Origin of the sequence: Corynebacterium sp. A21 (assembly GCF_052266655.1) — a bacterium.
Lineage (GTDB): Bacteria > Actinomycetota > Actinomycetes > Mycobacteriales > Mycobacteriaceae > Corynebacterium.
The window spans coordinates 28,664-41,841 of record NZ_JBQPQY010000002.1 but is presented as its reverse complement, the minus strand read 5'-3'; the positions used below and the strand labels follow the sequence as shown (position 1 = coordinate 41,841).

The following is a 13,178-nucleotide window of genomic DNA, read 5'->3' as shown; positions in this document are numbered from 1 at the left end:
TTTGGTGCTGGTGCAAAGTTGGGACAGCATGACCACGGGCATGGGGCAGCTCAGGCCTGCCATGCGCTGGGCATAAGATGTGCCGGTGACCTTTTCATTGATCAACATCCTGGTGGGGCTGGGGATGGTTCTCAGTGGGTTGACCTGACTGGTCCCCGCGATGAATGCGGTGAATCCGGGTTTCCCCGCGATTGTGTTGCCAGGCCTGGGGCTGATGATACTGGGTGGTCTAGTCCTGCTGCGCAGACCACAGAAAACCCGGTCCGGCGGATCCACCGAGGATCTACGCGGACCGGGTTGAGGGGAACCCCCGGGAAACTTAAGGTGTGGGCACCGATTCTGGGTCGGCCACCGCATCCGAGGTGCCGTCCCCGGCAGAGATTCCACGTACCACGAACCACAGAGCCACCAGGTAGGCCAGCGCCAGCCAGACGAAGTCAGAGACCAGGAACTTCTCCCAGACGGAGAGGGTGAACACGTCCACGCCATCGCCGAACCACCACTTCGGTGGGTCAGTGAGCACCAAAAAGGTCCACACGCCCACCACTCCGGCCAGGAGATTCCGGGCCCAGCCGGCAGGGAAGAAGCTCATGCACCGCCATACCGCCACAGGCAGCAGCAGTGCCAGCCAGACCCAGTGGTGGGACCAGGAGACCGGCGAGATCAACAGCATGACCACAGCGTTGACGAGCACTGCATCGGTGAGCATCCCACGCTTGATCAGTCGCAGCATCAGGGCGGCACCGGCCACGATCACCAGGACCACCAGCACCAACCAGATCAGGTTCAGCAGGGTGCCGTTATTTTCCATGGCCTCACGGGTGTCGAAGAAGCGCATCACCATGCCCTTGAGGGAGCTATTGGAGGTATAGGTTGAATCCACCCCGAACTCGTTGGTGGTGCCCATACCCAGCAGCACCACACTGAAGTACTCCCAGGTGGCATCCCAGCGCACCGCTGCCGCGATCAGAGTGACCACGATGGCGGCGCCGATGGCGCTGAAGATGGCCTTGAAGTCCTTGCGCAGCAGGAAGTAGAGCAGCATGGCAGCCGGCGCGATCTTGATGGCGGCGGCGATACCGATCAACGAGCCCTGCGGCAGGAACCTTCGCTTGCGCGGCATCAGATCCAACACCACCAACGCCATGAGAACCACGTTGATCTGGGAGAAGGAGGCATTGAGCCAGATCGGCTCGATCGTCAGGGCGAAGGGCCAGGCCACCGCAGTGGCGGTGATCATCAGGTTCTTTTGCGCCCGCGGGAACAGGGTCCGCAACACCAGATACAGACACAGCGCCAGCAGCAGGCTGGATAAGACGATCATGATATTGCCGGCGCGATCATCGCTCATCCAGTCAAAGATGCTCAGGGGAGTGAGCACCAGCGCACCGAAGGGCGGGTAGATGAACGGTAGCGCCAGATCGCCTGCGAACATCGGCTGGGAGTACATCTCGCCGCCGGTGAGGAATTCCCTGACACCGGCGCGGTAGATGATCATGTCAACCGGGTAGTCGGTGATCTGGGTCTGTCGGAAGGTCAATCCGATGGAGGCCAGCACACCCAGCAGAGTGATCATCCGGTGATAGGCCGGTGGAAGGTGGATCTTTGTGGATACTCCGGGGTCAATAGTCACCTGCCTGAGGTTAGGTCCCATGCCGGAGAAAAGACAAAACCCACACCGTGGAAGGTGCGGGTCAGTCGTGGATTAATGTGTCTGCGGGTTAGTCGACCTGGCGGACGGCACCCTTGTCGGCACTGGTGGCCAGCTTGGCGTAGGCGCGCAGGGCCTTCGAGACCTTGCGGTTACGACCAACCGCGGTCCACGGCTGCTCGGAGGCTTCCATGGCGGCACGGCGCTGCGCGAGGACGGTCTCCTCGACGTCCAGGGAGAGCTGACGGTTGTGGATGTCGATGGTGATCTGGTCACCATTCTCGATCAGCGCGATCAGACCGCCGTGGGCGGCCTCGGGGGAGATGTGCCCGATGGACAGGCCGGAGGTACCGCCGGAGAAGCGGCCGTCGGTGATCAGCGCGCACTTCTTGCCCAGGCCAGCGCCCTTGAGGAAGGCGGTCGGGTGCAGCATCTCCTGCATCCCCGGGCCACCGGAAGGACCCTCGTAGCGGATGACCACGACCTCGCCGGCCTGGACCTCACGCTTGAGGATCATGGAGACGGCGGCCTCTTGGCTGTCAACCACCCGGGCCGGGCCGGAGAAGCGCCACAGCTCCTCCTCGACACCGGCGGACTTGATCACGGCGCCATCCTCGGCGAGGTTGCCGCGAAGGATGACCAGGCCACCGTCGATGGTGTGGGCGTGCTCGATGTCGTGGATGCAGCCGTTGGCGGCATCAGTGTCGAGGCTGTCCCAGCGGTTGGAGGTGGAGAAGGCCTCGGTGGTGCGGACTCCGCCAGGGGCGGCGTGGAAGAGCTCGAGGGCTTCCTCGGAGGCCTTTCCACTGCGGACATCCCAGGTCTCGAGCCACTCCGCCATGGTGGGGGCGTGGACGGTGGTGATGTCCTCGTTCAGCTTGCCACCACGGTAGAGCTCACCGAGGATGGCGGGGATGCCACCAGCGCGGTGGACATCCTCCATGTGGTAATCCGAGTTCGGGGCGACCTTGGAGAGGCAGGGGACGCGCTTGGAGAGCTCGTCAATGTCATATAGGTCGAAGTCGACCTCGCCCTCCTGGGCGGCGGCGAGGATGTGGAGCACGGTGTTGGTGGATCCACCCATGGCCATGTCCAGTGCCATGGCGTTCTCGAAAGCGGCCTTGTTGGCGATGGAGCGCGGCAGTGCCGACTCATCTTCCTCACCGTAGTAGCGGCGGCAGAGTTCGACGACGGCCTCGCCGGCCTTCTCGAACAGCGCACGGCGGGCGGTGTGGGTGGCCAAGGTGGAGCCGTTGCCCGGCAGCGACAGGCCCAGTGCCTCGGTGAGGCAGTTCATCGAGTTCGCGGTGAACATACCAGAGCAGGAACCACAGGTCGGGCAGGCGGACTCCTCGACCTTGGCCAGACCTTCATCGCTGACGGCGTCATTGGCCGAAGCGGAGATGGCGGTGACCAGGTCCATCGGGGCGTGGGCGACGCCGTCGACGACGACGGCCTTGCCGGCTTCCATCGGACCACCGGAGACGAAGACCACCGGGATGTTCAGTCGCATAGCGGCATTGAGCATGCCGGGGGTGATCTTGTCGCAGTTGGAGATACAGACCATGGCGTCAGCGGTGTGCGCATTGACCATGTACTCCACAGAGTCGGCGATGATCTCACGGGAGGGCAGTGAGTAGAGCATACCGCCGTGGCCCATGGCGATGCCGTCGTCGACGGCGATGGTGTTGAATTCCTTGGGCACGCCGCCCGCGGCGCGGACGGCGCCGGCGACGATGTCACCGACGTCCTTCAGGTGCACGTGCCCCGGGACGAACTGGGTGTAGGAGTTGACGATCGCGACGATCGGCTTGCCGAACTCGTGCTCCTGGGTGCCGGTGGCACGCCACAGGGCTCGGGCTCCGGAGGCGTTGCGGCCGACGGTGGTGATTCTGGAACGAAGGGGGATCAAGTGGTGCTCCTGGAAGAAAACGTGCGGTTGTGGAAGGGGAGAGGTGAGGCAGTCGGACTTAATCCCGGGGGTTATCGGGGGTGTCTCCGTCGTCGGGTACGGAGCTGGTGTGCTCCGGGGCTACCTCGGTGGAGTTATCGTCCATGGTCTTGTCCCGTTCGGTCTGTTCGGCCGAAGTTTCAGCTTCGCGGCGGGCCTTTGCGGCCTCGCGCTCGGCATGCTCCTCCCGGGTGATCAGGATCTGCTCGCCGTCCTTGTTGAAGACGACGACCTTGTCGTCGGCGGCGGCTCGTCCTGCGGTCAGCACATCGGGGATCCGGCCCGTGGAGGCTTCCTGGAGGAGGGGGAGTGAGTTGAAGGTGACACCGGGCAGCGAGTGGTTGCTCTGCGAGGTCGTGCGAAGCAGCGCCTTGGAACCCTTGAAAGCCACGCCCTCGACCTCATCCCAGCCGAAACGACGGTTGCCACGGAAGGCGTAGTCGATCTCGACTCCGTTTTCACCGACGCGGGTCTCAGACTTGAGGACCCAGAAGATGAAGACGATGGGGAAAGCGAGGATCCAGAAGAGATACAGCGGGGCGTAGCCGACGCCGAGTAAGAAGATCAGGAAGATCACCACAGCCGCGAGAATATGGGTGCGTTCAGGTTGGAACTTCACGGATTCGGTCGCGGTATCTGCCGGTTGGCCTGCCTTGGAACTCATATCAGACATAGTAGCCACCGCCCTGCGTGGCCAGTAATCCGGGATGGAGAGGGGAGACGGTGGCGGTGGACACCGGCAATGTCCTTCGCCCGCGGAACCCGGCCGACAGTGCGAATGCACCGCACCCCTGGCCGGTGTGCCGGTCAGGGGTGCGGTGGAGCGTCGCCGGGGATTTCTCCTGCGGACGGCTGGGTGGGCCAGTGCCGTGGGCGAAGGGGCTAGAAGGTGCTCACGCTGTCTTCGGCGACGGTGCCCTGACCCCCGTCCTGGGGCGACTGCAACTGCCCGGTCGGAGCCTGCTGGGTCTGCTGCTGCGGGGTGGTCGGTGTGCCAGTCTGCGCCGGGTCCTGCAGCTGTTCCGGTTCGACCTCGGATTGCCCGGTGGACTGGGTGACACCCTCCTGCTGTCCTGGGGTGGATGTGGGGGTGGCGGTGTTGGTCTGGGGGTCGGTGGTCAGCGTCTGCTCAGCGCTCTCCGTCGGCGTCGGCTCCGTGGTTTCCCGGTTGGAGGGGGAAGCCGGGGTGCTTTCCCGTTGCTCCGTGGTTCCCTGGTTGGAGGTCTCAGCCGTCGCCGGGGGATTGTTCTCGAGCCATTGTTCGGAGGGCTCGATCAGCAGCAGCCGGAAGAAAACCAACGCGAGCAGGATGAGGATCAGCGCGGTGGTGGAGGCGCGTACCCGGCCACCCGCGGTGGAGATCCGGCGCCAGCGTGAGTGATCCTCCACCGGCTCCAGCTCAATGGGCTCGGACAATGTGGCCTCTTCGGCGGCCATGACCGAGGTCGCCGTGGTCTCGGGGGATTCCATGAGCTCGCCCGGGGTGCGGGCCGGGTCCCGGCCCTGCTCATCAGCTAGCTCGGCGGGAACCGGCGGGCTCTCCGGTGGATTCTCACCGGGGGCGGGCGCAGTTTCCACCGGCTCGGTGGTGGTGGCAGGGGACCGGGGGCGGTCGTAGGCGACGTCGATAAGCGGGTCGCTGCGGAAGGCGCGGTTGGTGTCCTGGGGGCGTTCGGCCGGGGCGGTGATCAGGCTGTCCCGGAACTCGCCGGAGACGGTGGTGGCGGAGCCGTACTCATCCCAGAACTCATCAAGGATCTCAGTGCGAATGGCTCTTTCGACGAGCCAGTGGTTGCCGGCGGTGACCTGGATCATGAAGCGCATGTTGATCATCCAGGGCATGCCCACCACGGAGGGCGGTTGAATGCTCACGCCCGGCTGTACGTCGAGCTCGCCGAGCAGTTCCTTGGCAATATCGGGACGGGCCAGCGCACGGCGGGTGGCGGCCTCGGAGCGGGCGATGACCTCCGCGGAATCCCCGGAGCCCAGGAGCGGTACCGGGATGACCACCACAGCGCGGGACCAGTAGTTGGAGGCATTGATGCAGACCCTGGCGGTGGAGTTCGGGATGATCACCGTTTCCTGGGCCAGGGTGCGGATCCGGGTGGCACGCATGGTCACCTGGATGACGGTGCCCTCGACGATCACCCCATTGCCTTCGAAGCGGACCCAGTCGCCAACACCGAACTGCTTCTCGGTGAGAATGAAAAAGCCCGCCAAAAAGTCGGCGATGATCGATTGCGCACCGAAACCGATGGCCGCGGAGACGACCGTGGCCGGGATGGCGGCACCCGCCAGGGAAAAGCCGACCGCCTGCAGGAAGAAGAGGATCAGGATGAAGTAGGCGACCAGCTGTGCGATATAGACGAGCACGCCCACCAGGGCTCGTTGGGTCTTGCCCTCCTCGGCGGCGTCCGGATCCTCCTCGGCGGCTTTCTCGATGTTGCGGTTGAGGTACCACAGGGCGAAGCGACCCACCCGGGGCACCAGGAGGGCGAGGACCAGCAGCAGCGCCATCTCCAGACCGGTGCTGGTGATCCACTCCCACATCACGGAGGAGATGTATCTGAATTTCGTCATAGGCTGCGATCCTAGTCTTTTTCGCACGCCTGTTCAGGGCGTGAGAGCGGGCTAGGAGGCGACTTAGCCCCAGGTCAGGTGTTTGCGCTCACACCTGCATAGGGGGTGAGAGGTGGTGCTCCTTTGCGGAGAACCTGGCGGTGATGTGTATCATGTGGGGCATGATCATTATTCGACTTGTAGATGTACCTGCGCGGCGCCTGCCGTAACGGCTTACAAGTCGTACCGACAAGCGCCCTCGACAGCACCCACCAACGTGGCTGTTCGAGGGCTTTGTCATTGTGGTCGTGGCAATCCGACGGCGCACAACGTGCCAAATGGCTTCCGCTGAGTCCTCACTCCGCTCCCTTCACGTGCCGGTAATCCCGGTGGCGAGGGCGAGGGAGTGGGGAGGTGGAAACAATTTCAACCAAGACATCCTTGAAGATTAGGAGCCAAGAAGTCGTGAACGTGGCAGCTTCGCAACAGCCCACTCCGGCGACGGTCGCCCACCGCGCCCGGACTACGCCGGAGAAGATGACCGGTGCCCAGGCAATCGTGCGTTCCCTGGAGGAACTCGGCACCGATGTGGTGTTCGGCATTCCCGGTGGTGCTGTCCTTCCTCTCTATGACCCGCTCTACTCGTCAGAGAAGCTGCGCCACGTACTGGTTCGCCATGAGCAGGGTGCCGGCCATGCCGCCACCGGTTACGCCCAGGCCTCTGGACGCGTCGGTGTCTGTATCGCAACCTCCGGCCCCGGTGCCACCAACCTGGTGACCCCGCTGGCCGATGCCAACCTGGACTCCGTCCCGATCGTGGCCATCACCGGCCAGGTCGGTACCGGAATGCTGGGTACGGATGCCTTCCAGGAGGCGGACATCCGCGGCGTGACCATGCCGGTGACCAAGCACAACTTCATGGTCACCGACCCCAATGACATCCCGCAGGCCATGGCCGAGGCATTCCACCTCGCCGCCACCGGCCGCCCGGGCCCGGTCCTGGTTGATATCCCCAAGGACGTCCTGAACGCCGAGGTCGATTTCATCTGGCCGCCGGTTATCGATCTCCCCGGCTACAAGCCGGTGACCACCCCGCATTCCCGTCAGATTTCCCAGGCGGTCAAGATCATCGCCGAGGCAGAGCGTCCCGTGCTCTACATCGGTGGCGGCGTGATCAAGTCCAACGCCCATGTTGAGCTGATGGCCTTCGCCGAGTACACCGGCATCCCGGTGGTCACCACCCTGATGGCGCTGGGTTCCTTCCCGGATTCCCATCCGCTGCACATGGGCATGCCGGGCATGCACGGCACCGTCTCCGCGGTCGGTGCCATGCAGAAGTCTGACCTGCTCATCGCCATCGGAGCGCGTTTCGACGACCGCGTCACCGGCGATGTCGAGAGCTTCGCGCCCGATGCGCAGATCATCCATGCCGATATCGACCCGGCGGAAATCGGTAAGATCCGCCCGGTCAAGGTCCCGATCGTCGGTGACGCCAAGGAGGTCCTAGTGGCACTGCTCGAGGCCTATCAAGCCGACCCAGCACTGGATCTCCCGCACATTGATGCCTGGGTTGCCGAACTCAAAGACCTCAAGCAGCGTTTCCCACGCGGCTATGAGAAGCCCGAGGACGGCATGCTCTCCCCGCAATTCGTCATTGAGACCCTTTCCCAGCAGGTCGGCCCAGACGCCATCTACTGTGCCGGCGTTGGCCAGCACCAGATGTGGTCCGCGCAGTTCCTCGACTTCGAGAAGCCGCGCACCTGGTTGAACTCCGGTGGACTGGGCACCATGGGCTACGCCGTCCCGGCAGCATTGGGGGCCAAGGCCGGTGCCCCGGACAAGGAGGTCTGGGCCATCGATGGTGACGGCTGTTTCCAGATGACCAACCAGGAGTTGACCACCGCCGCAATCGAGGGCTTCCCGGTCAAGGTCGCCATCATCAACAACGGCAACCTGGGTATGGTCCGCCAGTGGCAGACCCTCTTCTACGAGGGCCGCTACTCCAGCACCAAGCTGCGCGAGCAGGGCGAGTACCTCCCGGACTTCGTCCAGCTCTCCGAGGGACTGGGTTGTGTCTCCTTCCGTGTCACCAAGGAAGAGGAAGTCATCCCGGCCATCCAGCGGGCCCGGGAGATCAACGACCGCCCGGTGGTCATCGACTTCATCGTCGGTGAGGATGCCCAAGTCTGGCCGATGGTCTCAGCCGGCGCCTCCAACTCTGATATCCAGTACGCCCTGGGCCTGCGCCCCTTCTTTGAGGGCGACGAATCCGCCGCGGAATCCCCGGCGGATATCCATGAGGTCATCGAGCGAAACGCTGAGGAGAACTAAATGTCGAACACCGATATCACCCGCAACATCCTCAGCGTCCTGGTCCAGGACATCGAAGGCATCATCTCCCGCGTCTCGGGAATGTTCACCCGCCGTGGTTTCAACCTGGTGTCCCTGGTCTCGGCGAAGACTGAGACTGAGGGCATCAACCGGATCACCATCGTGGTGGATGCCGATGAGCTGCGCATCGAGCAGATCACCAAGCAGCTCAACAAGCTGATTCCGGTGCTCAAGGTTGTCCGCCTCGACGATGAGACCACCATTGCCCGGGCGCTGATGCTGGTCAAGGTTACCGCCGACGCCAACAACCGCCCGCAGATTGTCGACGCCGCGAATATCTTCCGCGCCCGCGTGGTCGACGTCGCACAGGAGTCCGTGGTCATCGAGGCCACCGGTACCCCGGGTAAGCTGCGTGCGCTGCTGGATGTCCTGGAGCCCTTCGGCATCCGGGAGCTGATCCAGTCAGGTCAGATCGCGCTGAACCGTGGCCCCAAGACCATGGCGCCCACCAAGTACTAAGGCTGCTAGGGTGTTTCCGCATGCGTGCGGGAACACCCGCGCACCCCACCCGCTAATCTCACCCGAGAATCCCGTCAGGTGAGATGGGGTGGTTAAAGTCGCAGGACAAAACCGAAAAGCGACGAAGAATATCCGTACACTGTCTCATTGTGCGATACTGATAAGAAGGTCACCCGCACTGATCCAGAGGGTCTGATTCACTCGCTTAGATACTCTGGGGTAGTGCAGGTTCACATTGAATGTTCAACGAAAGGTGAGTTCCACACTCATGGCTATTGACGTTTTCTACGACGCAGACGCTGATCTCTCCCTCATCCAGAGCCGCAAGGTTGCCATCATCGGCTACGGCTCCCAGGGCCATGCCCACGCACAGAACCTGCGTGAGTCCGGCGTCGAGGTCGCAATCGGCCTGCGCGAGGGCTCCAAGTCCGCCGAGAAGGCCAAGGAAGCTGGCTTCGAGGTCAAGACCAACGCTGAGGCTGCAGCCTGGGCTGACATCGTCATGCTGCTGGCTCCGGACACCTCCCAGGCGTCCATCTTCACCAACGACATCGAGCCGAACCTCAAGGACGGCAACGCGCTGTTCTTCGGCCATGGTCTGAACATCCACTTCGACCTGATCAAGCCGGCCGACAACATCACCATCGGCATGGTCGCACCGAAGGGCCCGGGCCACCTGGTTCGTCGTCAGTTCGTCGACGGCAAGGGCGTTCCCTGCCTCATCGCCATCGATCAGGACCCGAAGGGCAACGGCCGCGAGCTGGCACTTGCCTACGCTTCCGCCATCGGCGGCGGCCGTGCAGGCATCATCCCCACCACCTTCGAGGCAGAGACCGTCACCGACCTCTTCGGTGAGCAGGCTGTTCTCTGTGGTGGCACCGAGGTCCTGGTCAAGACCGGCTTTGAGGTCCTGACCGAGGCCGGCTACGAGCCGGAGATGGCCTACTTCGAGGTTCTGCACGAGCTCAAGCTGATCGTTGACCTCATGTTCGAGGGTGGCATCGCCAACATGAACTACTCGGTCTCCGACACCGCAGAGTTCGGTGGCTACCTCTCCGGCCCGCGCGTCATCGACGCCGGTGCCAAGGACCGCATGAAGGACATCCTGACCGATATCCAGGACGGCACCTTCACCAAGCGTCTGATCGCCAACGTCGACGGCGGCAACAAGGAGCTCGAGGGTCTGCGTGCCGAGTACGCTGCGCACCCGATCGAGGAGACCGGTGCCAAGCTGCGCGACCTCATGAGCTGGGTCAAGAACCCGCTCACCGAGACCGCCTAGTCTGACCAGCAGGGGAGCGGTTTACGGCACCGCCTTCAGGTGCCGTCATCCCGCAGAAATCCCGCAACCGATAGCGCTGGAGATCGCATCCCGCATTCCTGATCCATCTCGGTCAAGAATGTGGGTGTAAATATCCAGCGTCATCGACGCTGAGGAGTGCCCCATCACGGCACTCACCTCATGGATCGGCCTTCCCGCGGTAATGAGCGACGACGCGAAAAAGTGCCGCAGGGAATGGAAGTGCACACGCTTGATACCGGCATGCTTCGCTGCGCGGGACACATACACCGCCAGCCGCGATGACCGGAGTGCCTGACCCTGAGCCCCACAGAACACATAATCTGTGGGGCTCTTCCCATTTGTCTGGCGCCGCAGGATCACCGCGAGCTGCGGGGCGATAGGAATGTCGCGTCGCGCAGCCCTCGTCTTGAGCGGACCACGCTGCCGGGTCCTCACGTTGAGCTGCCGCGTGACGTAAATAACCCCGGTGTCCAAGTCAAGATCATCGCCGATCAGGCCGCACAGTTCATTGATCCGCATCCCGGTGAGCATCGCGGCAACCATCATGTCGGCCATGACCGGCGCCGGCCGGGTGGTGTAGGTGCGGGGCTCCTGCTTCTTCTGGTCTTTCTTCTTCTTAATCTCGGTGTACTTTGCACCACCCGCTCTCACGAGATCCACCACAGTGTTGATCTCCTTGATGGTGGGGATGTCCTCGCGGAGCACCGCTTCCTCATCCTCATCGAGTTTCGGAATGACGACCGGGGACTTTAAGACGATGCCTTTATCGATGGCCCACCGGTAGGCGGATCTCAGGCGGCGGAGTTGGTCTCGGGCTGTGCCGGGCGCCAGACCGGTGTCGGTCTTGTCGAGCCAATCCCGGCAGGTTGTCAGATCTTTGTACCAGTCGGACACGTTCTTCGTGGTCAGCTTCACTGCCGGATAGTCCGCGATGGGCGGCAGCTGCAGGCGGAGCGTGTTGTCGTAGAGGTCCATCGTGGATTGTCGGCGCGTGGTGTCGTGCATCCATCCTTCGAAGATTTCCCGGACGGTGATCTTCTGGGTGGAGGGGTCTTGCCATGCACCTCGGGCGAGCGCCTGGGCTTGCTTGGCGTCCTCGGCTTTTGCTTCCTTTTCGGTGTCGAAGCTTTTGGAGTGCTCCTTGCCGGAGGGGTCGCGGTAGCGGACGACCCATTTTGGTTTCTGTCCTTTGTCCTGCGGGCTTCCCTTTTTTGGGCGTCGCTGAACCGTCATAGCTATACTTCCTTTGTCTGATCATTGTGTGGTTGGACATCTGCCCTCTTCACCTGTCGTGCCGCCAAGCTGTCAGGTGAAGGGGGCTTCTTTTTGCGTTCTAGTACTGGTGTGTTTCGACCCAGGCGACGGCCTCGCAGAGTTGTGGGTCGGTGATATATCCCTCCTGGCAGCCATCGAGAGTCTGGATCTCTCCGGACGAGGGGTTTCGCTGACCCTGGTCGTTAGTCCCGTATCCGCACTTGTATGCGGGGCACGTGCCACCGTCTGCGAAGGGGATGCTGGCGAGTCGTTCTTGTTCGGCGTAGTACTCGGCGAGCTCCGGGTTGTCGGGGCTGGAGTAGTAGTGCTCTGCATAGGGGTCGGATTCGTTCGAACCCTGTGGCGTGGTGGCTGATGTTTCCTGGGCGGCGGTCGTCGACTGCTCGATGGACGCGCCTTCCCCAGGTGTGGGCTCGGATATGTCTTGAGGGACTGGCCATGTGAAGGATACCGGCTCGTACGGTCCGTCAAGGACAATGTTCTCCGGAAGCTCTGCAACCCAGTATTCCTCGACTGCTCGAGCTTTCTGCCCCGCGTCGATCGGATTGGAGAACGACCTGAAGCCCGGCATGTCGTCGGCCGGGTCGTTGCACTCGGAAGCAGGCATGAAATCGACGGCATACCCGTCGGCAGTAGTGCCGTCCCAACCGCTGACGGAGTAGTTGACCTGGTGCTCGATTACCTCGAATTCTCCAGTGATCTGAATGAAGTAGCCGTGGTCGTTGTAATAGCCGTCGTAGGACCCTTCGCTGTAGCTATTCAGCCCAGAGTGGCACTGTTCGGAAACGCTGATGTCGTCGATGCGGACATTGATGTCGCGTGGCCCATTCGCCCCGACCGTCAGATTTGCCGTATCGCCAAGCTCGATCGCGACGGGATCAGGAGATGCTTCGGCGGTGGTTGACGGTGTCGCGGTATCGGCACCCATATCTTCCGCCGGGTTCCAGTTCTCGTAAACTGGTTCGCCGGTGTTCGCGGTGACGCTGACCAGCGTCCCTTCTCCGGCGTTCAGCACAATCATGTTGGCATGCGAGAGTTCGACGTCGGTTTTCATGACGGCGTCGTTGACTTTTTCCCATGCGGCTATCGCGTTGTCTTCATCCCATTCGGGGAGGCACACGCCGGTGAGGGCGAGGTCTTCGATCATGCCGACGCTGACGATTTCGCCTCCGTTGGGGAGCCTGGTTCCGGACAAGTCGAGGCCATCTTGGAAGGACTTGGTGGTGCAGTTGTTCTGGTAGTCGGCGGTTTCCTTCCATGCGGTGTCGGTGCCGCACCCGGCGAGACTGAGGGCGAGGGCCGTCGTGGTGGCGGCTGTGATTAGTCGTTTCATAGTGCGTTGATCCTTGCGTAGTGGTCGCGCCAGATGGTGGCGTGGTGGATGGTGACGCAGAGTTCTTCGGCAATGCGGGGCAGATCGGGGCCGTAGATGCGCTCTATCTCAGCGTACTGTGAGGTGCTTATCAGTATTTGGGTGGCGCGCCGGTCCGCGGACCGCTCGGCCATGGGGAGATGTCCGCAGGGGTCACCAGACTCTGCGTGGGCAATCTCGTGGGCCAGGGTGGATCTGGTCTGCGCTTCGCTCATGT

10 protein-coding genes are annotated in these 13,178 nt (G+C 62.7%); 3 read left to right on the top strand and 7 right to left on the bottom strand.

What is annotated here, in order from left to right; genetic code table 11:
- Positions 1-319: 319 nt before the first annotated feature.
- The 4 genes from ACTU46_RS04340 to ACTU46_RS04325 form a co-directional block, all read right to left on the bottom strand.
- Positions 320-1,633, bottom strand: a complete 1,314-nt coding sequence (locus tag ACTU46_RS04340; protein WP_443379583.1) for a glycosyltransferase family 87 protein — start codon at positions 1,631-1,633, stop codon at positions 320-322.
- A gap of 88 nt (positions 1,634-1,721) precedes the next feature.
- Positions 1,722-3,563 carry a dihydroxy-acid dehydratase gene (ilvD, locus tag ACTU46_RS04335; protein WP_443379580.1) on the bottom strand — a complete coding sequence of 614 codons (1,842 nt, stop codon included), beginning with the start codon at positions 3,561-3,563 and terminating at the stop codon, positions 1,722-1,724.
- Between the two features lie 58 nt (positions 3,564-3,621).
- On the bottom strand, positions 3,622-4,275 hold the full coding sequence (locus ACTU46_RS04330) for a PH domain-containing protein (RefSeq protein WP_443379577.1): 654 nt from the start codon (positions 4,273-4,275) through the stop codon (positions 3,622-3,624).
- Between the two features lie 209 nt (positions 4,276-4,484).
- The gene (locus ACTU46_RS04325; RefSeq protein WP_443379574.1) at positions 4,485-6,182 is read right to left on the bottom strand and encodes a mechanosensitive ion channel domain-containing protein; all 1,698 of its coding nucleotides are present in this window, start codon (positions 6,180-6,182) and stop codon (positions 4,485-4,487) included.
- A gap of 444 nt (positions 6,183-6,626) precedes the next feature.
- Between ACTU46_RS04325 and ACTU46_RS04320 the strand changes: the two genes are divergently transcribed.
- From ACTU46_RS04320 to ilvC, 3 genes are all read left to right on the top strand, one after another.
- A complete protein-coding gene (locus tag ACTU46_RS04320) occupies positions 6,627-8,492 on the top strand; it encodes an acetolactate synthase large subunit (protein WP_443379571.1) in 1,866 nt (621 codons plus the stop codon).
- Positions 8,493-9,011: an acetolactate synthase small subunit gene (ilvN, locus tag ACTU46_RS04315; RefSeq protein ID WP_443379568.1), complete on the top strand. Its 519-nt coding sequence runs from the start codon at positions 8,493-8,495 to the stop codon at positions 9,009-9,011.
- Between the two features lie 268 nt (positions 9,012-9,279).
- Positions 9,280-10,293, top strand: coding sequence for a ketol-acid reductoisomerase (ilvC, locus tag ACTU46_RS04310; RefSeq protein ID WP_443379565.1), 1,014 nt, complete (start codon positions 9,280-9,282; stop codon positions 10,291-10,293).
- Positions 10,294-10,338: 45 nt separating this feature from the next.
- Here ilvC and ACTU46_RS04305 read toward each other — a convergent pair whose 3' ends face one another.
- The 3 genes from ACTU46_RS04305 to ACTU46_RS04295 all read right to left on the bottom strand — a co-directional run bounded on the left by ACTU46_RS04305 (position 10,339) and on the right by ACTU46_RS04295 (position 13,176).
- Complete coding sequence (locus ACTU46_RS04305) at positions 10,339-11,547, bottom strand: tyrosine-type recombinase/integrase (RefSeq protein ID WP_443379562.1); 1,209 nt, start codon at positions 11,545-11,547, stop codon at positions 10,339-10,341.
- Between the two features lie 100 nt (positions 11,548-11,647).
- Positions 11,648-12,922, bottom strand: a complete 1,275-nt coding sequence (locus ACTU46_RS04300; protein ID WP_443379559.1) for a hypothetical protein — start codon at positions 12,920-12,922, stop codon at positions 11,648-11,650.
- Positions 12,919-13,176 (bottom strand): hypothetical protein, encoded by a 258-nt coding sequence (locus ACTU46_RS04295; RefSeq protein ID WP_443379556.1) that lies wholly within the window; start codon positions 13,174-13,176, stop codon positions 12,919-12,921. The genes ACTU46_RS04300 and ACTU46_RS04295 overlap by 4 nt, the downstream gene beginning before the upstream one ends.
- Positions 13,177-13,178 lie beyond the last annotated feature (2 nt).

Excerpts from the sequence above, each read along its gene's own strand:
- ACTU46_RS04305 (WP_443379562.1), bottom strand. The coding sequence starts at position 11,547 with ATGACGGTTCAGCGACGCCCAAAAAAGGGAAGCCCGCAGGACAAAGGA.
- ACTU46_RS04295 (WP_443379556.1), bottom strand. The coding sequence starts at position 13,176 with ATGAGCGAAGCGCAGACCAGATCCACCCTGGCCCACGAGATTGCCCAC.
- ACTU46_RS04300 (WP_443379559.1), bottom strand. The coding sequence starts at position 12,922 with ATGAAACGACTAATCACAGCCGCCACCACGACGGCCCTCGCCCTCAGT.
- ilvC (WP_443379565.1), top strand. The coding sequence starts at position 9,280 with ATGGCTATTGACGTTTTCTACGACGCAGACGCTGATCTCTCCCTCATC.
- ACTU46_RS04330 (WP_443379577.1), bottom strand. The coding sequence starts at position 4,275 with ATGTCTGATATGAGTTCCAAGGCAGGCCAACCGGCAGATACCGCGACC.
- ACTU46_RS04325 (WP_443379574.1), bottom strand. The coding sequence starts at position 6,182 with ATGACGAAATTCAGATACATCTCCTCCGTGATGTGGGAGTGGATCACC.
- ilvN (WP_443379568.1), top strand. The coding sequence starts at position 8,493 with ATGTCGAACACCGATATCACCCGCAACATCCTCAGCGTCCTGGTCCAG.